We start from the raw sequence: 22,413 nt of genomic DNA on the forward strand, positions 1-22,413 counted from the left end.
TCTGTCAAGATTAATCAAAATGTTTCAGGGCTTGCTTAGCAGCCCCCTGTTCCGCATTCTTTTTGGAATGGCCACTGCCGATTCCGTATTCCTGCCCATCAATTGTGACCGCCACCTTAAAGCGGCGGTGATTTTCGGGCCCATTTTCATCAAGCAGGTGGTATTCAATTGCCACCGGTCCATTTACTTGAGCCCGTTCTTGTAGTTCGGTCTTATGGTCAAAGAACTCATCAAACCATCCCGCATCGAGCTTTGGAAAAATTACCTTTTCGCAAAAGCGGACAACCGGTTTCATTCCCTGGTCTAAATAAACGGCTCCAATAAACGACTCAAAAATATCACAAAGCAATGAATCCCGATTTCTGGCGTTGGCCTTTTCCTCACCGTGTCCCAAGCGAATGTACTTATCAAAGTGGCATTCCCGCGCAAAGCTACTGAAACTTTGTTCATTAACCATTGCTGCTCGCAACCGGGTTAGTTGGCCTTGAGGTAAATCGGGATACCGTTTAAAAATATATTCTGAAACCACTAATTCATAAACAGCATCCCCAAGAAACTCAATCCGTTCGTAAAACTTTAACTTATGGCCTGGATGTTCATTGACGTATGATGCCTGGGTAAACGCCTCGTCCAGTAGCGATTCATTATGAAATTTAATTCCAAAGTTATCCGCTAATTCTTTATCAAAAGCTGCATCCATTTTTATTCCACCCCTAATTTCAATAAAAGCGATTACAAAATGTAATCGCCCCTTCATTAATGTATGTTTTATTTTTAAGAATGACTAACGATGTAATCCACGGCTTCGTTCACCGTATTTAATTTTTCAGCATCTTCATCATCAATCGTTGCTCCAAATTCGCTTTCTAGGTTTAACACGAATTCAACAAAATCGATTGAATCAGCATCTAAATCACTTTTAAAGTTTAAATCGCCAGTAATCTTACTTCGATCAACTTCAAATTGATCAGAAATCATATCAGCTACCCTATTAAAAACTTCATCTTTTGTCATTATTTACTCCTACTAATTAATTATTCTTGGCTTCCTGCTTAATGGCCTTCATTGCATCAGCATGGGTGTTAAAGTAATCAACGATTTTCCCGACCGTATTAGACTTAACCATCGTGTGAATTTGTCCCAGTGTGTTTCTAACGGTCGTGGCCTTACTGCTACCATGCATTTTAACTACGGGAGCCTTGACCCCGATCAACACTGCACCACCATACTTAGAGTAATCTAACTTGGTATTAATGTCATTAAAGGTATCCTTAAGCAGGTAAGCACCTAGTTTATCCTTTAAACCACCATTAATTATACTCCTTTTAATTAAGTTTAGCATGGTTAGTGCTGTTCCTTCAGTACTCTTTAACGCAGCATTTCCAGTGAATCCATCGGTAACCACAACGTCTGCGGCACCATTTAACAATTCTCGAGATTCAACGTTACCGATGAAGTTTAAATCATGGTTAGCGGCCAATAGTTCATGAACTGCCTTGTGGAGTTTATCACCCTTATCAGCTTCAGTCCCGTTATTTAATAGGCCGACCCGGGGTTTTTGAATGCCCAATACGGCATCAGCATAGTAGGCGCCCATAAAGGCATATTGGTAGAGGTGAAAGGCTCTGGAATCAGCATTGGCGCCCACATCCAACATTACGAACTTATCATTTGGGCCTTCCACCATTGGCAGGGTGGTCGTAAGCGCTGGGCGTTCGATTCCCTTGATTCGACCCACAATAAAGAGTCCCGCAGCCAGTAGGGCTCCGGTATTCCCACCAGATAAAAATGCGTCAGCTTCGCCATTATGAACGGCTTCGGCAGCCTTTACCATACTAGAATCCTTTTTGGCTTTAATTGCCTTAACTGGTTCTTCACCCATTTCAATTACCTGTTCGGTATGCACTAAGGTGATGCGTTCAGTATTGGCAACCAATGGTTCGACTTGGTCTTTGGGGCCAAATAGTAAAAACTCCATGTCGGGGTGAAGGTCCCGTGCCATTTCGACTCCTTTAACAACTTCGGTGGGGGCGTAATCGCCACCCATTGCATCAACTGCAATTTTCATTTCGTATCGCTCCTAATCTAGTGAATCATTTAGTGATTCATCATTTAAATATTTAACTAGTGGTAAATTTTCAGTTTTTTCAGTCCAATGCGGGTCATTAATGATGCCCCTGGCTTCCTGTTGGGCATAGGAAAGCATCACAAGGTCTGCAACCGGGTCGCCAATCTTAAATTGAATCTGTCCTGATTGTTGCCGGCCCATTACGTCGCCGGCTCCCCGTAGTTCCAAATCCTTTTGGGCCACCACAAATCCATCGTTGGTCTCAACCATTACGTTCATCCGCTTCTTACCCACTTCGGTTTTGGGATTAGCCACTAAAATACAGTATGACTGCTTTTGCCCCCGGCCGACCCGGCCACGTAACTGATGCAGTTGCGCTAACCCAAAGTGGTCCGCATTGAAGATCATCATTAAAGAGGCATTGGGGACGTCCACCCCAACTTCAATAACGGTCGTTGAGACCAAAATTTGAATTTCCTGGTTCTTAAACGCCGTCATAATGGCATTTTTTTCGGCATCCTTCATCCGCCCATGTAATAACCCGACTTGAAAGCCGGGAAACGAACGTTTAAACATTTCGAAGGTCGCCTCAGCACTTTGCATCTCAGATTGGTCAGAATCTTCAATCAACGGGGCAATCACATACATTTGATCCCGTTGGGTTAACCGTTGCAAAATAAATGGTAGCACGTTCGATAATTGGTTTTCTTGAATCCAGCGGGTAACGACTGGTTTGCGCCCCGCTGGTAATTCATTAATTACCGAAACATCCATTTCACCGTAAGCGGTTAACGTCATCGTCCGGGGAATTGGGGTCGCCGTCATGGTCAAGACGTTTGGTGAATCACCCTTTTTCCGCAGCGCCCCGCGTTGATTGACCCCAAAGCGGTGTTGCTCATCAATGATTGCTAACCCTAAATTATGAAAGGCCACCTCATCTTGAATTAAGGCGTGCGTGCCAATCAATAGGTTAAGTTCGCCACTTTCAATCCGTGGCAAGATTTCTTTTCGAACCGCTGGTTTAGTATCACCAGTTAGCAATGCGATGGATACGGGAACGTCTGCGAATATCTTAGCCAATCCATTGGCGTGCTGTTCAGCTAAAATTTCGGTTGGAACCATCAGTGCTGCTTGGTAACCAGAAGTAATCGTAGCATAAATTGCAATTGCAGCAACGATCGTTTTCCCACTGCCGACATCTCCCTGTAAGAGCCGGTTCATCTGGGAATCATCACCCAAGTTCGCTAAAATTTCATTCACAACGCGTTGTTGGGCATTCGTTAGTTGAAATGGCAACCCAGCAATGAAGGCGGCAACGGCAGCATGGTCGTAATTAATTTGCACCCCCGCAAACTGATGATCACGAATTCGCAGTAGCTGCATCCGCATTTGAAAAATAAAAAATTCCTCAAATTTAGCGGTCCGCAGCGCCCGCTTCGAATCAGCCAGCGTTTTTGGAAAGTGCATGTCGTGGACTACCTGCTGATGCGACTCCAACCGGTAGCGTTTCCGCAGCGATTCAGGAATGATTTCTGCGATTTGATCATGGTATTGCTCGTAAGTTTCTTGAATCAACTTGCGAAGCGTTGCCTGACGAATCTGCTTATTTACGGAGTAAATCGGGTCCATTTTGTTGGTCGTATTACTGATAATCCGCATCCCAGCCATCGATAATTGCTGGTGATCAAAGCGTCCGTAGACGACCAGCGGTTGGTTCGGGGTAATTTGTTTTTTTAGCCATGGTTGGTTAAAAAAGGTTACCCGAACCGCTGCATTTTCGACTCGCATCGTAAATGTTAAGCGGGTTTTTTTATAACCATAGCGAAATAGATTCGGGGAATCCAATACTACCCCCCTTAGCGTAACCTGAGCTTGTGCCGGCAGATCTGCTAATGATTGGGCCTTAAAATTATCGTAACGAAACGGAAAGTAATTTAATAAATCAGCAATCGTTTTAATTCCTAAGCTGTTCAATACTAATTGTTTCTTGGGCCCAATCCCATTTAGCGTTGCAACTGAATCGTTTAAAGTGCTGATCACAAATCACCTCCGAACAAAAAAATCGGAATCAAATCCGATTAACCATGCTTATTCAACAGACACTAGGAATGGATAGACCGGTTGGTCCCCCTCATGAATTTCGACTTCTAAGTCTTCATCAATTTTCATGATGTTATCCTTTAATTTTTGGGATTCCCGTTCGTTAGCACCCTGACCATAAATAATGGTAATTGCTTCACTATCTTCATCTAGCATTGCCTTTACCATCTGGGTAGCAGCATCAATCATGTTTGAACTGGTAACCGTAATCTTACCATCAACAATTCCCATGTATTGATTCTTTTTAATGTGAACGTTATCTAATTCGGTATCCCGAACGGCCTGGGTGACTTCGCCACTCTTAACGAATTCGAGGTTCGATTCCATTGCTGATTTTAAGTCCGCTAAATCAGCTGATGGATCGTATTCCAGCATGGCCGTCATTCCCTGTGGAACCGTCTTGGTGTGGACGATCACAGTTGGAATGGAAGCAACCTTAGCAGCTTGTTCCGCAGCTAAAAAGATGTTGCTGTTATTAGGTAGAATTACCGCCCGACTGGCGTGTGAATTATTAATTGCATCCAAAATATCCTGGGTACTAGGGTTCATTGTTTGCCCCCCACTGATCAAATCAGTAACCCCCAGGCTATTAAAAAGCGTTCCGATTCCATCACCACTGGTAACTGCAATGACTGCCGTATCGTTAGGCCGGTCGACCTCTTCTTTGGTTGGTTCGTCATCGGCATCATTATTAATGATATCTTCTTGTTGGAGACGCATGTTATCAACCTTAACGGTCGCTAAATCACCAAACTGTTGACCCCAGGCTAATACCTTTCCAGGGTGTTCGGTGTGAACGTGGACCTTCACGATTTCATCATCGTTAATGACTAAGAGTGAATCCCCCAGCTTAGCAAGGTAATCGTAAAATGGCTGGTAATCAAATTGGCGTTCAACTTCTTTACCATGCCCAATTCTGACCATGATTTGAGTACAATAGCCATACTTGATATCTGCTGGATCAATTTCACCCTGAACGCTCTTATGATGCTTAGCATCAATCATTTCGTCCATTTCTTCACTATCAGGTTCGTTTTTTTCAACCTTAACTTCGCGGCCGTTTAATGAGTCTGCAAAGGCCTTAAAGACAAACGCTAGTCCCTGACCACCTGAATCAACTACGCCAACTTGTTTTAATACCGGTAGCAGGTCCGTTGTCTTCTTTAACGCTACATCAGCAGCTGCGCTCACAGCGTCCATTAATTCGGCAACGTCCATTTTGGAATAGCTTTGCCGACTCTTTTCAGCAGCCCCGTGGATGACCGTTAAGATGGTCCCCTCAGTGGGCTTCATAACCGAACTATAGGCCGTCTTAGTCGCCTCTACTAATGCCGCATTCAAATCACTAGCGTCCAATTGGGGCTTTTGACTAACGGATTTAGCAAACCCCCGGAAAATTTGGGATAAGATCACGCCTGAATTACCACGCGCACCCATTAAAAGCCCCTTTGCAAATGCTTCTGCAAGGGTGCCAACTGACTCACTAGTGGAATTGGCAACGTACTTAGCACCGCTAGCCAACGATAGGTTCATATTCGTTCCGGTGTCCCCATCTGGAACTGGGAATACGTTTAACGAATTAATAAAATCAGCATTATTTTTTAGCGTTACTGATGCCGCTTTAATCATTCTTCTAAATTGATTACTGTCAATTTCTGTTACTCTCAATTGTTTGCCCCCTAGACAAGCGGTCAGTTTAGATTTAATCGTTTAAAACCTGAACCCCTTGGACTACAACATTTACGGCGTTGGCGGTAATGCCAAGCATGGTTTCTAAATTATACTTTACCTTGGATTGAACGTTTCGACACACTTCAGAAATTTTAGTTCCGTAGCTAACGATGATGTTAACTTCAATCGCAATTCCATTTTTTTCCTGTTTAACGACGACTCCCTTAGAGTAGTTATCGTTTCTTAAAATACTGTTCATATTATCACGGAGTTGTTTTTTACTAGCCATTCCAACCACTCCATAATTATCGGTGGTTGCACTTCCGACAACAGAAGAAATAACGTCGCTACTAATGTCTACAATTCCGTACTTTGTCTTAATTTTAACGGCCAATGCAATAGCCTCCTTAAAAGATTCGAAATACACTATAATCAACTATTAATACTACCACAAGAACCAACTAATCAAAAGAGTTGAAGTTGAATTTGAGATTCAAAGCTGTCAAGTAAATATACTTGAAAGAAAAGTATTGCAATAATAGCGATAATATGCTAAATTATTGTAGTGTATTAAAAGCAATGTATAAAAATAAAAGTAAGGAGGCATTATCATGGCTAAAGACTTTATCAGCGGTAAGAGAACCCATTTCGGTAACAAGCGTTCTCACGCCTTAAATTCTTCACGTCGTAGCTGGAAGCCAAACTTGCAAAAAGTTCGGATTTTAGTTGATGGCAAACCCAAAAAAGTGTGGGTTAGTGCCCGGACCTTAAAATCAGGTAAGGTTACTCGTGTATAATCACTTTTTAATAAAAAAAGACCAGTTCTCACTGGTCTTTTTTTATTTGTCCTTACTTTGAATAACGGCGATAACGCCCTGATCAAATTCAAAACTGCCAGTATCGCCAATAAATTCATTACTAGCAAGTGAAACTGGATTTTGAATTGGGTATTGATCTAACCGGTAGCGTTCATCAAATAACGTTAAGGTCATTTGATTGAGCGGAACAAACGCTAAGTACTTCTTATCAGCTTCCTTTTGAAGCTGGTGCTTACCAGGCAGAAAGTAGCTAATCGTGTTTTGATTATCAATCAATCGAATGCGGGGGGCAAACATCCGAAAGCGCATCTCCAAAACCATCAAAAAGTTTGCCAAGAAGTGGTCAATCCGCCCCCCAGTCACCCCATAAATATCAATCGTTTGCGCCGCGTAGCGTTGCAAAGCGATTTTCAAGCCCAACTGGGTATCAGTATCATCCTTTTCAGGATTTGACTGGTGGATGTTTGCGACATGCTGTTTAACAACCGCTAATTCATCAGGAGCCATTGAATCAAAATCACCAATCGCATAAATGGGGTCGATTCCTAAATCAATCAACCGCAGTGTTCCCCGGTCGATTCCAATCCAATCACCTGCCACCTGATGTTTTTTAATGGTATCCGGCCAATTATCAACCGGACCCCCACTCATTAGATTCAGGTGTTTAACCATTACTTAGTCGCATCCTTAATTGCTTGCACCTTGCTTGCAGGATCCTTAGCACCAAATACATACGAACCAGCAACGGCAACCGTTGCGCCCGCTTCATAAGCGCCCTTAACGGTCTGGTCATTGACCCCACCATCGATTTCGATATCGAAGTCATAGCCTGCTTGTTGCTTGATTTCATTAAGTTGCTTAATTTTCTTTACCGTTTCTGGAATGAACTTTTGGCCCCCAAAACCAGGGTTCACAGTCATTACTAGTACTTGGTCCACCATATATAGCACTGGTTTAATGGCTTCGACTGGGGTGCCAGGATTAATTACCACTTCAGCCTTTACGTCCCGGTTCTTAATCATTTGTAGGGCCCGGTGAATGTGGGGCGTGGATTCAACATGCACCCCGATTAAGTCGGCCCCAGCATCAGCAAAGGTATCAATGTACCGTTCTGGGTTTTCAACCATCATGTGAACGTCTAAAATCATCTTTGAGATGGGTCTGATTGCTTTTACCCAGTTTGGGCCGTATGAAATAGCGGGAACGAACATGCCATCCATAATATCGATGTGTAGGTATTCCGCCCCCCCTTTTTCAACCTTTTCGATGTCGCGTTGAAGGTTAACGTAATCAGCACTTAAAATTGATGGAGCTACTTTAATCATTTGAATTTCCTCATTTCTTTTTATTATAAACTGGCTTGCGATTCTTGATCATGGTAAAGAGCTGGAGGTAATCCTCATAGCGGCTCTTTAAAATTTCACCATCGGCCACCATTGCTTTAATTTTACAACCAGGTTCATTCACATGTAAACACCCTCTGAACTTGCAATCGGGAGCGTTTCGAACAAACTCTGGAAAATAATCTTTTACTTCCCGGTAATCGATATCAAACGTATCGTAGGAAGAAAACCCGGGGGTATCAGCTACTAATCCGCCGGCAATCGGAATCAGCGTTACCATTCTAGTGGTATGCCGACCCCGGTTTAAGGCCTGGGAAATTTCACCAGTCGCTAAATTCAAACTAGGGAGGATTTTATTCAAAAGCGTTGATTTTCCAGCCCCGGTCTGCCCCATAAAAACGGTCACTACGTCCGCAAAATGACGCTTTAACTCCGTAACGGAGTCGTTATCATCCTGACCAGTAGGATAAATCACGGTGTAACCAATTTGTTGATAGTCAGCCGCTAGTTGCTTAATTTTAGTAAAGCGTTCTGCATCGATTAAATCGACCTTAGTAAAGTAAATAATCGGCTTAATATGACTAATGCCTAACGCTACTAACTGCCGGTTCAAAAGGTTTATGCTAAATTCAGCCGCAGTTGAAGCTGTGACCACGACTGCCTGGTCGATATTTGCCAGTGGTGGTCTCACCAATGAATTTTTTCGTTCATCAACGCTTAAAATATAATCATTTTCAAATTCAACAATGTCGCCTACGACGGGTTTAATACCATGTTTTCTAAAGTTCCCCCGTGCCCTCGTCCGGTATGTCTTACCGTCTGAATGAACATCAAAAAAACCACTTAATGACTGATAAATTCTTCCCTTAGCCAACTGAACACCCCTTTTTTATTTATTATACTATAAAGATGACTAGTTAATGTTTTTAACGTTACTAATTGTTTTCCCATCCCGGACAATTTTATATTCACCCGCCGTCTTCCCGTCTAACTTGAATGGAATGATAAACTTGGTATCTTGATAAATTGTAATTCTACGGTAAAGATGGTCAATTGAATTATTCTTATCCTTTACGTAAATATCAATAACGTTGGATTTATTATCGTTTGATTGGTACGGTAAGTTAACATTTACATTCAATGTGTGCGGACCATTTTGGTTACTATTAGTCTTTTCTCCCTTGGAGACTGAAATAATGACGTTATCGCCGTTAAAAACGGTCAATCCAGAATCAGGGTTTTGATTGAACACCATCCCCGCTGGGTAGTCATCATTATACTGGTAATCAAAGGTCGGGTTAAGCCCCATCATTTCAACGTAACTAGCCGCTTCTTCCTTACTGAGGCCAATCAAGCGCCGCATCGTGAACTCTTTAATTCCGTCAGATACGACAAACTTAATCGTTTTATCCCGTGGACTGTAAGAATTCCCAGGAACGAAATTTTGTTTTAAAATTTTACCACTACTAAAGGTATCAGAACTAGCAAATTCTCGTTGAACGGTAAAACCCTGATTGCCCAGTTCTTTGGCGGTAATATCATAATCTTGACCGATGTAGTTGCTCAAATCAATTTTACTGACCCCATTGCTAAGGACTAACGTAACTGCCTTATTGCGCAACAACCAGCTTTTGGTCGGTGGATTGGTCACAAAGGCGTGGTTAATTGGAACGTTATCAGCATATTGATATTTGATATGATCAACCTTTAACCCACTTTTTTGCAGCTCTTTAATTGCCTGGTTCTTGGATAACCCATTCAAGGACGGGACTTGAACAAAGCAGAAGTGAATAATGAGTAAAAAAACCATTAAAACCCCGAATACTACGCTAATCCAAGTCGTCCAAAACACCCAACCAGAGTGTTTTTTGATCCTTGGTAGCTGTTCACCACTAGCGGTATTGTCTAGCGCATTCAGCTCATTAAAGTCCATAATTTTGGTTTCATCTTCGGCATCCAATGAATGGCTACTAACAAAATGCTTCACGTTCTTTAACTTGGGCGCTTCATCCAGGGCAAATTTCATTTCATGAATCGAATTGAATCGGTCGTTGGGGTTCTTAGCAGTCGCCTGTAAAACCACGTTTTCAATTGCTACCGGAATTTTGATCTGATCATTATTTAATGGGGGGAGTGGTTCTCTAGAGTGCTTTAATGCAATTGAAACCGGATTTTCCCCGTCAAATGGAACCCGGCCCGTTAGGAGTTCGTACATAATGATCCCGAGCGAATAAATATCGGAGCGCTTCGTGGCAACTTCACCACGAACCTGTTCTGGTGATAAGTAGTGAATCGAACCAATAATTGAGTTTGTCTGCGTCATCGTTTTTTCAGATGAAAAAATGGCAATTCCAAAGTCGGTAATCTTAACGTTTTGGTTAGCATCAATCAAAACATTTTCAGGCTTTAAATCACGGTGAACGATGTTATTTTGGTGCGCAACGGAAACTGCATCTAAAATCTGGTTCATAATTTTAATTACGTTCGGTACAGAAATGGGGGCATGCATCTTAATGTAGTTCTTTAGGTTCGTTCCCTTAACGTACTCCATGATTGAATATTGAACTCCATCAGCCTCTTCAAATCCATACACTTTAACAATATTCGCACTATTTAAACGACTGATTGCCATGGCTTCACGCTTGAATTGACTCTTGGTATGTGGATTATCACGAAAGTCGACCCGCAAAAATTTAATCGCTACTAAGCGATCCGTCTTAAGATCTCTTGCCAGGTAAACATCTGACATTCCACCTTGCCCAATTTGGCCGATAACTCGATAACGAGCATTCAGTAATTGCCCCTTATTCATGATTATCAACTCCTTGATCAAACTGCGCTTCAATGATTAGGACCGTAATATTATCAGAGCCACCGTTTTGATTCGCCAATGTAACTAACTGCTGACATTTTTCCTGGGTGGACCGACTCGATTGCATAATTAATTGAATTACAGATTCAGAAACTAAGTCGGTCAATCCATCGCTACAAAGTAGGAACTGATCAGCAGGATTAATCGAGCCATCGGAAATGGCGGGTTCCGCGTTGCTAGAAATCCCTAGGCTCCTTACGATTACGTTTTTATAGGGATAGTTAGCGGCATCTTGTTTACTAATTTTACCAGCCTTAATCAATTCATTTACGTATGAATGATCCTCAGTCAACTGAGTTAGTTGATTATTACGCAAGAGATACCCCCTGCTATCACCAATGTTACAGATGAGATATTGGTTACCGATGTTCAAAAAGCCAACGAAGGTGGTCCCCATGCCCTTTAGCTGCTGGTTTTTAATTGAAATTGATAGGATTTCATGGTTTTCAAAACTAATTTGTTGTGCAATCCAATTATAAGCCTGCTTCACAGATTGGATTCGTTCATTTTCAAAACGCTTGCCAATCCCTTCGACCGCCATTTTAGAAGCAACTTCACCGGCTCGGTTCCCGCCAATTCCGTCAGCAACAATCGCCAAGGCATTATTATTTTGGTCGTAAAAAAAGGAGGCATCATCTTCATTTTTAGCCCGGACTTTGCCAATGGCAGTTTCGTATGCGATTTTTAAATTCATTAATTTAATCACCTGTTTTTACTAAATTAGCAACAAAGAATCCATCTGAATCAAAATCATCGGGGTAAATTCGAACCTCACCTGCTTTGGAACCCACACTCCCCAGTTCAATTGGTTGCATCTTAAATTCTGGATGGGCCGTTAAAAATTGAACTAACACGTCGTGATTCTCCTGGTCAATGATCGTACAAGTACTGTAGGTCAGCTGTCCGCCAGTCTTAATCTTGGGAGCAATCGAATCTAAAATCGCCAACTGAATCTGGGCTAAGTGTTGAATATCTTGAATTGATTTTTCATACCTGATTTCAGGCTTACGCCGCATTAGGCCTAATCCTGAACATGGAGCATCAACTAAAACCTGATCAAAGGTCGCATCTGCGTAGACTGTCGCTAACTTTCTAGCATCTAGCGCCTTAGTTTGAACGTAATCATTCAAGTGCATCCGTTTTGCGTTTTTAACCACTTGTTTTAAACGGCTTTCATGCAAATCAAGGGCAATTACCTGTCCGCTCCCCAATTGAGCTAGTTTTTCCGCGATTTGGGTGGTCTTACCCCCTGGGGCAGAACAAGCATCCAAAATTAATTGGTGCGGCTGAATGGGCATTGTTTCAACCGGAAGCATCGCACTTTCATCTTGGATTGTTAACTCGCCATTTTTAAACTCAGCTGCAGAATTGGCGGAGCGCTCGGTTAGGATGAGTCCATCGGTAGCTAATTGACTATCATGAACCGTAAAGCCCGCTTGATTTAGCTGGCTAACAAGTTGGTCTCTGCTAACCTCAGCAGTATTAATGCGGACCGATTGCTTCGCCGGTTGGTTAAGCGATGCTAAAATGTGGGTCGTTTTAGTGGTTCCCACCTGGTCCACTAATTGTTTAATGATCCATGATGGAACGCTAAATTGAACTTGCATTCTTTCTAAAGGGTCCTTAATTTTATCGATTGACGGCAGGCCACTCCGGTCAATTTGATGCAATACCCCAGTTACCATCTTGCGAATTCCGTCGTGACCCATGACTTTTGCAATGTTAATCGATTCGTTAAAAATCGCCCGGGTTGGAATCCGGTCTAAGTATTCCATTTGGTATAGGGCCGTCTTTAACAGCACCAATACCCATGGTTGCACCTTCTTAGGATTTTTAATGAACGGTGCGATTTGATATTCCAGGGTCAATTTATGTTGGAGCACGCCGTAAACAATGTTGGTCAACAGATTCACGTCGCGTTCCTCAATGTTACTGTTTTGAATGATTTGGTTCAATTGTAAACTAGAGTAGGCCCCCTGTTCGATCTTAGTAAGGGTGCTCACAGCTAGTTGTCGTGGATTGTCTGTCTTAGTCATTGGTTATAATCTGCTCCCCAACTTGAATACTTTGGCCCGCTCCATTCAAATAATCGTTAATTTTTTGCTTGGGCTTGCCGGCTGGTTGAATTACATCTAATTGAATGGTGGTGCCGTCTCCAGCAGCAACCACCAACCGTTTTTTAGTCTTTTCAACAACCACGCCCGGTGCCGCATCAGTGGCATCGGTAAGCGGGGTTGTCTGCCAAACCTTGGTCCGCTTGCCCTTCAGGGTTGTAAAAGCGGTTGGATCTGGCCGTAACGCCCGGACCTTAGCATCCACTAAGCGGGCAGACTGTGTAAAGTCAAGGCGTTCTTCATCCCGCTTAATCGTAGGGGAAAATACCACCTTATCAGGATCCTGAGGGGTTCTAGTAGCGGTCCCAGCAATCAGCTTAGGCAACACGGCTAATAGCATTTGCCGGCCTAATAAGCTTAACTTTTCAAACATGGAGGCGGTGTCATCGGTGGGGCCGATTGGAAGGGCTGATTGCTCAATCACATCCCCGGCATCCATTTGTTTAACCATGTAGATAATGGAAATGCCGGTTTCGGCGTCCCCGTTCATAATCGAGTATTGAACCGGTGCTCCACCCCGGTACTTAGGAAGTAATGAGCCATGCACGTTGATCGCAGCCACCTTAGCAGCAGCAAGGAGCGCGTCCGGAAGAAACTGCCCAAATGCGGCGGTGACAATAAAGTCTGGCTTTAATGAAACGACTTCGGCCATTTCAGGACTGCCACTAATCTTTTCTGGTTGAAAGACCGGAATCGATAACTCAACTGCCGCCTCTTTCACTGGTGAGGCGGTCAAGATTCGCTTGCGTCCCACTGGTCGATCTGGTTGCGTAACGACGGCCTTTACGTCGTAATCATTTTCCACTAACCCCTTTAAAATGGGAACGCTAAACGCTGGGGTACCCATAAATACGATTGATGTCATTCAAAACAACTCCTTACATAAAACTAACCGGTTCCGAATCAATGGAAATGTAAACGCCGTGCCGAGTGGCAGCTTGATATTGATCCAAGATTGATTCTAACGCCGATTGTAGGTTTGGTTCGTGCTTATACTTAATAATTAATTGATAGTAATACTTATTGTTAATTTTCGAAATCGCTGCGGGGGTTGGCCCCAAGATAATATTCCGGTTGGTCAAGTGTTGCCTTAAGAACCGGTCCACTTCATAAATCACGCTGGCGGATTGATTTTCGTAGTTTGCACTAGCGGTTACCCTGACCGTAAAGAAGTATGGCGGATAATTAGCCAAGTGTCGCATCCGCATTTCCCAACGGTAAAAGGCCTCGTAATCTTGGTCCTTCGCAAATTGAATCGCCTTATTATCAGGATTATAAGTTTGGATATAGACCTCCCCCTTCTTTTCAGCACGGCCAGCCCGCCCGCTAACCTGAGTCAATAACTGAAACGTCTTCTCATTCGCCCGAAAATCAGGGAGTTCTAACGAGGTATCGGCATTTAATACCCCCACCAAAGTAACGTTCGGAAAGTCCAGGCCCTTGGCAATCATTTGGGTGCCGAGCAGGATATCCGCTTGGCCACTGCCGAAACGGGCTAACAGCTTTTCGTGGGCACCCTTTCGTTTAGTGGTATCAACATCCATTCTGATCACCCTGGCAGATGGTAACAAGCGGTTGAGCGCCTGTTCCACCTTCTCAGTTCCAGTGCCAAACGAGCGAAGCTGGTGTCCATGACAATTGGGGCACTCATTTGGGATTGGTTGTTCAAAGCCACAGTAGTGACACTGCATCTTGCGCCCCTTCAAGTGCATGGTCAGTGAAATGTCGCAGTTCGGGCATTTTAATACGAATCCGCACTCCCGACACATCAGGAACGAAGAATATCCGCGCCGATTCAACATCAAAACAGTCTGCTCGTGCTTGTTTAAACGGTCTTGAATTGCATCTAACAACGGTTTAGAAAAATCAGTTTGCCCGTCGTTTACGATCACGTTGCGCATATCGACAACCTTAACTGCTGGCAGGGATTGATTATTGATTCGATGGGGCATCATCAAAAGCTTATAAACGCCCTTGCCAGCCCGCGCCCGCGACTCTAACGAAGGAGTGGCACTCCCCAACACAACTGGACAATGATTATATTTCCCCCGCCATTTAGCAACTTCACGGGTACTATACCTAGGGGTATCTTCTTGTTTATAACTACTATCATGTTCTTCGTCCATGATAATGACCCCGATATTTTCCAACGGGGCAAACACCGCAGAACGAGCCCCCACCACAACCTGGGCCTGCCCGGAATTAATCCGCCGCCATTCATCATACTTTTCGCCAATTGAAAGGCCACTGTGTAGCATTGCTACCAAGTTACCGAAACGGCCCTTTACCCGGTTAACCATTTGGGGGGTCAACGCAATTTCTGGCACCAACATTAAGGCCGTTTTGCCAGCCACCAGCGCCTTTTGAATTGCCTGGAGGTACACTTCCGTTTTCCCGGAGCCAGTAACCCCTTCCAGTAGGTACACGTCGTCATTAGAATTAGTAATCGAAGTGGCAATTTGATCAACCGCCGTTTGTTGATCACCATTAAGTGCTAGCGGATAGTTCCTTGCAACCGGTTGTTTGGAAGGATCGCGTAGTACCGCAACCTTTTGCTTTTTTAACCATCCCCGCTGGGCCGCCGTATTAACGGTTGCAATTGGAATGCCAAGTTGGTTTACCAAGTTCGGCTGAGCCACTTCGGCAGTGGGGTTTTCAATTAACCAATTTAATAGTTTTTGCTGCGCCACAGCGTTTTTGGGCACCCCCGCAAGAACGGTTTGCAATTCGTTCGGTGATTGGGTAGCGCTAATTTTTAAAACCTGCTTTACACGCGCTTGATTTTTAACCACGTAGTCGACCACTAGTTCGCCATTTTGCACCGCCTTAATGATTGCTGCCAACTGGTCTGAATTGAAGCGGGCTTCATCATACTCTAATTCGGAATGGTCACCAAATAAATCGACTAACGCATCGGGGAGTGGCTGTCCATTGGTTTTCAAAATCTTAGTCGACTTTGCGCGCATTACGCTAGGCAACATGGTAAGAACACAACTAATTCGAAAGGCGAAGGTCGTTTGGGCCAGCCATTTGGAAAGGCTCAATAACTCATCGTTAACCACCGGTGTTAAATCAATAATGGAATCAATCGCCTTCATTTTTCCAGCGTATTCAACGTGGTCGGTAAAGCCAACGATAAACCCCTGGACCTTGCGTTTGCCGCGCCCAAACGGAACAATGACCCGAATGCCAAGCCGTAAGTCGTTCGCCAGTGCATCCGGAATCTTATAAGTATAGGGCTTATTTGTCTGCATTGTTGGCACGTCAACTAATACTTGTGCAAATTTCACGGTCAATCGAATCCCTTCTTATTTTTGGTTTAAATCCTGAGCAACCAAGTCCACCAATTGTTCCGCAATTGCCGGCTTAGGCAACACCTTTGTTTGAATCGGCGCATGGTCGGTCCGCAAGAAGGTTACCTGGTTGTCGTCACTACTGAACCCAATTTGCGGGTTCGAAACATCGTTGGCGACCAGTAAATCTAGTCCCTTCGACCGTAATTTTTTCAGAGCGTTTTCACGCAAATCGTTAGTCTCAGCAGCAAAGCCTACCGTATATTGGTCCGAACGTTTAATCTTAGCCACCGCCTTTAAAATATCATCAGCTTCCCTAAAATGGAGGGTAAAGGTATCAGACTGAGCGGCTTTTTTAATTTTTTGGGGTTGCACCCGTACGGATTGAAAATCAGCAACGGCAGCAGTCATTATTAATACGTCATTTGTCTTCATTAATTGTAGCACAGCCGCTTGTAATTCCGAACTAGTTACCACGTTGACCACCTTGATGCCGGCTGGAATTGAAACCCGGACGTCCGCACAAATTAAGGTAACTTCAGCGCCTAAGTCTGCAGCTGCCTTTGCAACTGAGACCCCCATCTTTCCGGAAGAGGCGTTGGTAATGAACCTGACCGGATCAATCGGCTGTCGGGTGGCCCCTGCTGTCACTAGGACCCGGCGGCCGCGAAGACTATGGGTTGGTGGCGTCTGCTTTAATTTAACTAATGTTTGAATCCGCTCCATTACTAACTCTGGTTCCACCATCCGACCCGGCGCAGCGTAACCTTCGGCTAAAAAGCCAATGGTGGGGGCGATAATTGCAATCCCGTCCTGTTTGATCGTAGCTAAGTTGCGTTGTGTTGCTGGGTTCGCTAACATGTGGTCATTCATTGCCGGAACAACCAGCTTTTGGGAATCAGTAGCGAGGAGCGTGGTGCTGATCACATCGTCAGCAATTCCGTTCGCAAGCTTAGCAATCGTATTGGCATCGGCAGGCATTACTACGGCTAAATCGGTCCACTGCGCAACTTCGATGTGAGTAATTTGATCAGCATCCATCCCAGCCGAATGGTTGGTTATCACCGAATGCTTGGATAAGGCCTGAAAACTAAGCGGTTGAATGAATTCTAACGCTCCATCCGTCATCAAGACCCGTACATTAGCCCCAGCTTTAACCAATAACCTAGTCATCACTAAGCTCTTGTAAGCTGCGATGCTCCCTGTTACGTATAGTGCTACGTTTAAATTTTTAATCATTTTGACCTCCAAATATTAAAAAAGCCCTTGTGAATTTCACAAAGGGTTTTTAGAGTAAAACAATCAGTCTAACGGTCAATTTGAACAACGCCCGCAGCAATTTCTTCGAACGCCTTTCCGATTGATTTTTGGGACTTGTATTCTGACAATAGTGGCTTAGCACCGGCATCTAATTCGTGCGCACGCTTACTTGCCAACATGATTAATGAGTAACGAGAATTAACTTGGGTCAATAATTTATCAACAGATGGGTATAGTAACATTAATTTTCATCTCCTAACATTGAAAGGTAATCGGGCATTACCCGGGTTACCTTAAGTCGTTCACTTCTAACGATGTTTTTGATGCTTGCAACGGCGTTTGCTACCTCGTCGTTTAAAACGGCGTAATCGTAGTTGCGCATCATCTTAATTTCGCTCACGGCAGTGTGAATTCGCTTATTAATCACGTCCATTTCATCAGTGCCACGACCAATTAAGCGGTTCTTTAATTCTAGCAAATCAGGTGGCGTCAAGAAGACAAACACCCCTTCAGGTGAATTAGCACGCACCTGCATCGCACCGTTCACTTCGATTTCAAGAAAAACATCTCTTCCTGATTCGAGGGTTTTATTAACGTATTCTAGTGGTGTGCCATAGTAGTTATCAACGTACTTAGCATATTCCAACATCTCACCATTCTTGATTTTTTCTTCGAATTCTTCCTTCGATACGAAGAAATAATCCACCCCATTTTGTTCCCCTTCACGTGGTTTTCTAGTCGTCATTGAAATTGAGTACTGAAAATCAACGTCAGGTTCATTAAAAAGTGCCTTTCTAACAGTTCCCTTACCAACACCAGAAGGCCCTGATAAAACAATCAACATTCCTCTTTTAACCATTTTTAAATGTCCCCTCAAAATAAGCTATTACTTATATTATCACTTTTTTTAAGTAATTTATCAACCCATTAATTTCGATTAACCGTGTTTCTTTTCGGAAGCCATCTTCAACATTTCACTAGCGTGTTCCAGGGTCAATTTTGTGACCTTCTTCCCGGCTAGCATTCTGGATAATTCGGTTACCTGTTGATCATGGTCTAGTTTTTTAATCGTGGTCTTCGTTCGGTCCTTAACCACCTGCTTACCAATAAAATAATGGTGATCACCAATTGCGGCTACCTGGGGCAAGTGGGTGATGCACAAAACCTGTTCGGTTTCAGCAATTGCACTGATTTTTTCAGCCATTGCCTGAGCCACCCGTCCACTGACTCCAGTATCCACTTCATCAAAAATAATGGAGGTAATGCCCTGGGAACTAACAAAAATGGTTTTAAGCGCTAACATGATCCGGGAAAGTTCCCCCCCAGAAGCAATCTTGGCTAGCTCGTGAAATCCTTCTCCGGGGTTGGTTTGAATGTAAAACTCAACCGTTTCAATCCCATTGCTAGTGTAGTGATGCGCCGGCAACGGTTTGAAATTAACCTCAAAACGGGTCTGCGCCATGTAAAGATCTGCTAATTGCTGGTGAATTGCCTTTTCCAGTTTAATCGCAGCTTGATGCCGAATTCGACTAAGTTGTTCGCCCAGCTGCTTTAGTTCATTTTCAACGGTAGCCAATTGATTATCCAAGTCGTTACTATCACTTTGGTCCGCTTCCGTTTGTTTTAATTCCCGACTAATTTGATCGTAGTACTGAAAGATTTTTTCAATTGAATCTCCGTACTTGCGCTTTAGTTGGTAAATTAAATCCAGGCGTTCCTCAATTTCAGCTAACCGGTTTTCGTCAAATTCCTGTAAATCTGATTGGTGTGAAATTTGATTAGAAGCATCTTGAAGTGCGTAGTATGCATTTTGAATATCTGCACTGATTGCGTGGTAACTTTCATCATACTGTTCAATTGATTGCATCGAGTTCATTGCATCACCAATCATGTCGATTGGACTCAAGGTATCGTCACCATTGATGTGAATAAAACTCCCCTTTAACGCATCGCTAATTTTTTGGTGGTTTAATAACTGGTCCCGTTCCCGGACCAATTCATCCTCTTCGGTTAACTGTAAATTTGCAGCTGCAATTTCATTAACTTGAAACTGAAGCATGTCGATATGCTGGGCCCATTGTTGTTGATTACTATTTTTATCTTCAACCAGGCGTTTTAACTTTTTGAAGCGCCGGTAGCGTTCTTGATAATGTTCCAAGACCTGCTTGATGGGGCTCCCAATGAATTCATCTAACAAATGAAGGTGGCGTTCTGGGCGCAGTAACTCTTGATGGTCGTGTTGACCTTCGATATCAACGATTGTTTGGCCCACCCGTTTTAAGGTGTTTGTATTTACTAACATGCCGTTGATTCGACAAAGGTTCCGCCCATTCTGGGTGATTTCACGTTGTAAAATCACACTCCCGTCCTCATGGTCGACGCCAATTTCATCTAATAAGCGATAGGTCAGCCCTCCGGCAGGAAAAACGAACTGCCCCTGCAAAACTAACTTATCCGCTCCGGTTCTGATTAAGGACTTAGAGCCCCGACCACCAGCCAGTAATCCAATGGCATCCATCACAATTGATTTCCCGGCCCCGGTTTCACCAGTTAAGACGGTCATATGATTTTCAAAATTGACCTCAATGTGGTCAATAATCGCTAAATTTTTAATGTTTAATTCCTGTAGCAATGGAGAAATCCCCCTATACTAAAAAAAGACTTGTCACTAAGTCTTTTCATTTTACCACTAGTTGATTCATTTTGTCTTTTAATTGAATGGCTGCCTGGTCAGATACGCAAATAATTAAAATTGTGTTGTCATCACACAGCGTTCCAAAAATTTCATCGTAGTTCATTTTTTCGACCAACGAACTAATCACGGCCCCACTTCCTGGTGAAACCTTAATCAAAACGTTTTTATCCTGAACCGCAATTGAAATTAAAGAATCCGCAACTGCTTGTTGCAGTTTCTTTTCGATGTTAATCTTTTTTTCTTGCGGAAGGCTATACTTGTAGCCACCAGAACGGGAGGGTACTTTTACTAACCGCATTTCCTTAATGTCTCGAGAGACCGTTGCCTGGGTTACCTTAACCCCGACTTCATCAAGCATCTTTACAAACTCAGCTTGATTTCGAATTGCTTCCTTACTAATTAACTGTTTGATCATGTGTTGTCGATCTCTTTTTTTCATCTAAGAACCCCCCTTTACCGTTATTTTTTAATATTTAGTGCTTCATCCGCATTTTTTAGAACTTGATCGACAGAAACATCTGGTGAAATCGTTGGTTCAGTGACCGAGCGTAAGTGAATCAAAAATTCAATATTCCCTTCGCCACCCTTAATTGGTGAAAAGTCTAGTCCTAATACCGAATAGCCACTTGCAACTGAAAACTGCACAATGTCATTTAAAACGTCAACGTGCACTTGATGGTCACGGACAATTCCATGTTTGCCAACGTTTTCCCGGCCCGCTTCAAACTGAGGTTTCACTAGGGCAACCACTTCTCCATTCAGCTTAATAATTTGCTTTAGTGGGGGCAAGATTAGGTGAAGCGAAATGAATGATACATCAATCGATGCGAATTCTGGTTGGCCAGCGGCAAAATCAGCTAGCTTACTATAACGGAAGTTGGTGTGTTCCATTACGATTACCCGTGGGTCGTTGCGCAATTTCCAAACTAGTTGGTTGCTCCCCACATCCAGCGCATAGCTTTGGCTTGCGCCGGATTGTAGCATCACGTCCGTAAATCCACCGGTCGACGAACCAATATCTAACACCTTAAGGCCACTAACGTCAATTTTAAACACCCGCAGGGCCTTTTCTAACTTCAAGCCCCCCCGGCTAACGTAGGGTAATGCCTTGCCCTTTAAATGTAACTTAGTATCAACCGGGATCCGTTCCCCCGGCTTATCCAAGCGTTCTTCATTTTTACCTAGAACTTCGCCAGCCATAATGGCCCGTTTTGCTTTTTCGCGGGAATCAAATAGTCCCTGCGCAACTAGTAAAATATCTACTCTCTGTTTTTCCATTTATTTCTATGCTCCATTAAAATTGAAAATATGAAAAGAAGGCCGATAATAAGCTAACATCAACTTGGTTTTCATCTTGCATCCGGGCCAGGGCCGCCTGACCATTCTGAATCGTGGTTTCCAGTTCCTGATAGGAGCGGTCTAGACCCATTAAATTCGGATAGGTGTTTTTGACTGCATCTTGATGGACCGGCTTGCCAAGGTGTTCAGCACTACTGGTAACATCCAAGATATCATCGTAAATTTGAAATGCGAGGCCGAATGCATCCGCAAACTGGGTTAATTCAGCTTTATACGCAAGGTTGTCGGTAATAAGCATCCCGGCAGTCACCGCGTATAAAATTAAGTCCCCCGTCTTGTGACGGTGCAGACGCTTTAACTCTGCTAACCCCAACTGATGGTTTTCAAAGTTAATATCATCTGCTTGGCCAGCTACCATTCCAGCCGGTCCAGCCAGGCGGCTTAATGCGGTTACTAAATTGACCTTGGTTTGAGCTGGCAGTGAATTGTCAACCAACCATTGAAACGCAAGCGTCAATAGTCCATCCCCAGCTAAAGTGGCCATTCCAGCACCAAATTTAACGTGGTTGGTGGGTTTGCCCCGCCTTAAGTCATCATTATCCATTGCGGGTAAGTCGTCATGAATTAACGAATACGTATGCAATAGTTCAACTGCACAGGCGGCTTTCATCTGTGATGGTGCAACCTGACCACTTAGCGTTTGAATCACCGCAATCGTCAGTAATGGTCGCAGCCGTTTGCCACCCGCAGCAACTGAATACAGCATTGAATCAGCCAACTCTGGTTGGTCAACGTCATTTGGAAGCTGTTCAACCAAAAGGGTGTTAATCAACGGCTTAAACTGATTTTCAAACGTTGCTAATTGATTATCAATCCCCAT

At 43.6% G+C, this 22,413-nt stretch carries 22 protein-coding genes; 1 reads left to right on the forward strand and 21 read right to left on the reverse strand.

Features of this window, described 5'->3' with window-relative positions:
- Positions 1 to 10 precede the first annotated feature (10 nt).
- The 6 genes from rnc to HZL42_RS04555 all read right to left on the reverse strand — a co-directional run bounded on the left by rnc (position 11) and on the right by HZL42_RS04555 (position 6,233).
- Positions 11 to 700: a ribonuclease III gene (gene rnc, locus HZL42_RS04530; RefSeq protein WP_219054483.1), complete on the reverse strand. Its 690-nt coding sequence runs from the start codon at positions 698 to 700 to the stop codon at positions 11 to 13.
- A 74-nt stretch (positions 701 to 774) separates the two neighbouring features.
- Positions 775 to 1,014 (reverse strand): acyl carrier protein, encoded by a 240-nt coding sequence (gene acpP, locus HZL42_RS04535; RefSeq protein WP_219054484.1) that lies wholly within the window; start codon positions 1,012 to 1,014, stop codon positions 775 to 777.
- 16 nt (positions 1,015 to 1,030) lie between these two features.
- Complete coding sequence (gene plsX, locus HZL42_RS04540; protein ID WP_219054485.1) at positions 1,031 to 2,068, reverse strand: phosphate acyltransferase PlsX; 1,038 nt, start codon at positions 2,066 to 2,068, stop codon at positions 1,031 to 1,033.
- Positions 2,069 to 2,080: 12 nt separating this feature from the next.
- Positions 2,081 to 4,108, reverse strand: a complete 2,028-nt coding sequence (gene recG, locus HZL42_RS04545) for an ATP-dependent DNA helicase RecG (protein WP_370629283.1) — start codon at positions 4,106 to 4,108, stop codon at positions 2,081 to 2,083.
- A gap of 48 nt (positions 4,109 to 4,156) precedes the next feature.
- Positions 4,157 to 5,836, reverse strand: a complete 1,680-nt coding sequence (locus tag HZL42_RS04550; RefSeq protein WP_219054486.1) for a DAK2 domain-containing protein — start codon at positions 5,834 to 5,836, stop codon at positions 4,157 to 4,159.
- Positions 5,837 to 5,870: 34 nt separating this feature from the next.
- A complete protein-coding gene (locus tag HZL42_RS04555; protein WP_219054487.1) occupies positions 5,871 to 6,233 on the reverse strand; it encodes an Asp23/Gls24 family envelope stress response protein in 363 nt (120 codons plus the stop codon).
- A gap of 217 nt (positions 6,234 to 6,450) precedes the next feature.
- Here HZL42_RS04555 and rpmB point away from each other — a divergent pair, with 217 nt between their 5' ends.
- Positions 6,451 to 6,636 (forward strand): 50S ribosomal protein L28, encoded by a 186-nt coding sequence (rpmB, locus tag HZL42_RS04560; protein ID WP_219054488.1) that lies wholly within the window; start codon positions 6,451 to 6,453, stop codon positions 6,634 to 6,636.
- A 42-nt stretch (positions 6,637 to 6,678) separates the two neighbouring features.
- Here rpmB and HZL42_RS04565 read toward each other — a convergent pair whose 3' ends face one another.
- The 15 genes from HZL42_RS04565 to HZL42_RS04635 all read right to left on the reverse strand — a co-directional run bounded on the left by HZL42_RS04565 (position 6,679) and on the right by HZL42_RS04635 (position 22,413).
- Positions 6,679 to 7,329 (reverse strand): thiamine diphosphokinase, encoded by a 651-nt coding sequence (locus HZL42_RS04565; RefSeq protein ID WP_219054489.1) that lies wholly within the window; start codon positions 7,327 to 7,329, stop codon positions 6,679 to 6,681.
- Positions 7,329 to 7,982 carry a ribulose-phosphate 3-epimerase gene (gene rpe, locus HZL42_RS04570; RefSeq protein ID WP_219054490.1) on the reverse strand — a complete coding sequence of 218 codons (654 nt, stop codon included), beginning with the start codon at positions 7,980 to 7,982 and terminating at the stop codon, positions 7,329 to 7,331. Before rpe ends, HZL42_RS04565 begins: the two co-directional genes overlap by 1 nt.
- 10 nt (positions 7,983 to 7,992) lie before the next feature.
- Positions 7,993 to 8,874, reverse strand: coding sequence for a ribosome small subunit-dependent GTPase A (gene rsgA, locus HZL42_RS04575; RefSeq protein WP_219054491.1), 882 nt, complete (start codon positions 8,872 to 8,874; stop codon positions 7,993 to 7,995).
- Between the two features lie 39 nt (positions 8,875 to 8,913).
- On the reverse strand, positions 8,914 to 10,812 hold the full coding sequence (gene pknB, locus HZL42_RS04580) for a Stk1 family PASTA domain-containing Ser/Thr kinase (RefSeq protein ID WP_219054492.1): 1,899 nt from the start codon (positions 10,810 to 10,812) through the stop codon (positions 8,914 to 8,916).
- Positions 10,805 to 11,566 (reverse strand): Stp1/IreP family PP2C-type Ser/Thr phosphatase, encoded by a 762-nt coding sequence (locus HZL42_RS04585; RefSeq protein WP_219054493.1) that lies wholly within the window; start codon positions 11,564 to 11,566, stop codon positions 10,805 to 10,807. Before HZL42_RS04585 ends, pknB begins: the two co-directional genes overlap by 8 nt.
- Before the next feature lie 4 nt (positions 11,567 to 11,570).
- Positions 11,571 to 12,908: a 16S rRNA (cytosine(967)-C(5))-methyltransferase RsmB gene (gene rsmB / locus HZL42_RS04590; RefSeq protein ID WP_219054494.1), complete on the reverse strand. Its 1,338-nt coding sequence runs from the start codon at positions 12,906 to 12,908 to the stop codon at positions 11,571 to 11,573.
- A complete protein-coding gene (gene fmt, locus HZL42_RS04595) occupies positions 12,901 to 13,851 on the reverse strand; it encodes a methionyl-tRNA formyltransferase (RefSeq protein ID WP_219054495.1) in 951 nt (316 codons plus the stop codon). The genes rsmB and fmt overlap by 8 nt, the downstream gene beginning before the upstream one ends.
- A gap of 13 nt (positions 13,852 to 13,864) precedes the next feature.
- Positions 13,865 to 16,276, reverse strand: coding sequence for a primosomal protein N' (gene priA / locus HZL42_RS04600; protein WP_219282860.1), 2,412 nt, complete (start codon positions 16,274 to 16,276; stop codon positions 13,865 to 13,867).
- Positions 16,277 to 16,294: 18 nt separating this feature from the next.
- A complete protein-coding gene (coaBC, locus tag HZL42_RS04605) occupies positions 16,295 to 17,518 on the reverse strand; it encodes a bifunctional phosphopantothenoylcysteine decarboxylase/phosphopantothenate--cysteine ligase CoaBC (RefSeq protein WP_219054496.1) in 1,224 nt (407 codons plus the stop codon).
- Between the two features lie 68 nt (positions 17,519 to 17,586).
- Positions 17,587 to 17,781, reverse strand: coding sequence for a DNA-directed RNA polymerase subunit omega (gene rpoZ / locus HZL42_RS04610; RefSeq protein WP_219054497.1), 195 nt, complete (start codon positions 17,779 to 17,781; stop codon positions 17,587 to 17,589).
- Positions 17,781 to 18,398, reverse strand: a complete 618-nt coding sequence (gmk, locus tag HZL42_RS04615) for a guanylate kinase (RefSeq protein ID WP_219054498.1) — start codon at positions 18,396 to 18,398, stop codon at positions 17,781 to 17,783. Before gmk ends, rpoZ begins: the two co-directional genes overlap by 1 nt.
- 78 nt (positions 18,399 to 18,476) lie before the next feature.
- Complete coding sequence (gene recN, locus HZL42_RS04620; protein ID WP_219054499.1) at positions 18,477 to 20,171, reverse strand: DNA repair protein RecN; 1,695 nt, start codon at positions 20,169 to 20,171, stop codon at positions 18,477 to 18,479.
- Positions 20,172 to 20,217: 46 nt separating this feature from the next.
- The gene (gene argR / locus HZL42_RS04625; protein WP_219054500.1) at positions 20,218 to 20,673 is read right to left on the reverse strand and encodes an arginine repressor; all 456 of its coding nucleotides are present in this window, start codon (positions 20,671 to 20,673) and stop codon (positions 20,218 to 20,220) included.
- Between the two features lie 20 nt (positions 20,674 to 20,693).
- Positions 20,694 to 21,512 carry a TlyA family RNA methyltransferase gene (locus HZL42_RS04630; RefSeq protein WP_219054501.1) on the reverse strand — a complete coding sequence of 273 codons (819 nt, stop codon included), beginning with the start codon at positions 21,510 to 21,512 and terminating at the stop codon, positions 20,694 to 20,696.
- A gap of 16 nt (positions 21,513 to 21,528) precedes the next feature.
- On the reverse strand, positions 21,529 to 22,413 hold the full coding sequence (locus HZL42_RS04635) for a polyprenyl synthetase family protein (protein ID WP_219054502.1): 885 nt from the start codon (positions 22,411 to 22,413) through the stop codon (positions 21,529 to 21,531).

It is taken from the genome of Lactobacillus sp. Sy-1, assembly GCF_019303535.1.
In the GTDB taxonomy this organism is placed as follows: Bacteria; Bacillota; Bacilli; order Lactobacillales; family Lactobacillaceae; genus Nicoliella.

What these genes read in the sequence shown, in the direction of transcription:
- fmt (WP_219054495.1), bottom strand. Translation starts at nt 13,851, where the DNA reads ATGACATCAATCGTATTTATGGGTACCCCAGCGTTTAGCGTTCCCATT.
- rsmB (WP_219054494.1), bottom strand. Translation starts at nt 12,908, where the DNA reads ATGACTAAGACAGACAATCCACGACAACTAGCTGTGAGCACCCTTACT.
- rpmB (WP_219054488.1), top strand. Translation starts at nt 6,451, where the DNA reads ATGGCTAAAGACTTTATCAGCGGTAAGAGAACCCATTTCGGTAACAAG.
- acpP (WP_219054484.1), bottom strand. Translation starts at nt 1,014, where the DNA reads ATGACAAAAGATGAAGTTTTTAATAGGGTAGCTGATATGATTTCTGAT.
- pknB (WP_219054492.1), bottom strand. Translation starts at nt 10,812, where the DNA reads ATGAATAAGGGGCAATTACTGAATGCTCGTTATCGAGTTATCGGCCAA.
- HZL42_RS04630 (WP_219054501.1), bottom strand. Translation starts at nt 21,512, where the DNA reads ATGGAAAAACAGAGAGTAGATATTTTACTAGTTGCGCAGGGACTATTT.
- HZL42_RS04565 (WP_219054489.1), bottom strand. Translation starts at nt 7,329, where the DNA reads ATGGTTAAACACCTGAATCTAATGAGTGGGGGTCCGGTTGATAATTGG.
- plsX (WP_219054485.1), bottom strand. Translation starts at nt 2,068, where the DNA reads ATGAAAATTGCAGTTGATGCAATGGGTGGCGATTACGCCCCCACCGAA.
- HZL42_RS04585 (WP_219054493.1), bottom strand. Translation starts at nt 11,566, where the DNA reads ATGAATTTAAAAATCGCATACGAAACTGCCATTGGCAAAGTCCGGGCT.
- argR (WP_219054500.1), bottom strand. Translation starts at nt 20,673, where the DNA reads ATGAAAAAAAGAGATCGACAACACATGATCAAACAGTTAATTAGTAAG.
- rpoZ (WP_219054497.1), bottom strand. Translation starts at nt 17,781, where the DNA reads ATGTTACTATACCCATCTGTTGATAAATTATTGACCCAAGTTAATTCT.
- coaBC (WP_219054496.1), bottom strand. Translation starts at nt 17,518, where the DNA reads ATGATTAAAAATTTAAACGTAGCACTATACGTAACAGGGAGCATCGCA.
- rnc (WP_219054483.1), bottom strand. Translation starts at nt 700, where the DNA reads ATGGATGCAGCTTTTGATAAAGAATTAGCGGATAACTTTGGAATTAAA.
- HZL42_RS04635 (WP_219054502.1), bottom strand. Translation starts at nt 22,413, where the DNA reads ATGGGGATTGATAATCAATTAGCAACGTTTGAAAATCAGTTTAAGCCG.
- rpe (WP_219054490.1), bottom strand. Translation starts at nt 7,982, where the DNA reads ATGATTAAAGTAGCTCCATCAATTTTAAGTGCTGATTACGTTAACCTT.
- gmk (WP_219054498.1), bottom strand. Translation starts at nt 18,398, where the DNA reads ATGGTTAAAAGAGGAATGTTGATTGTTTTATCAGGGCCTTCTGGTGTT.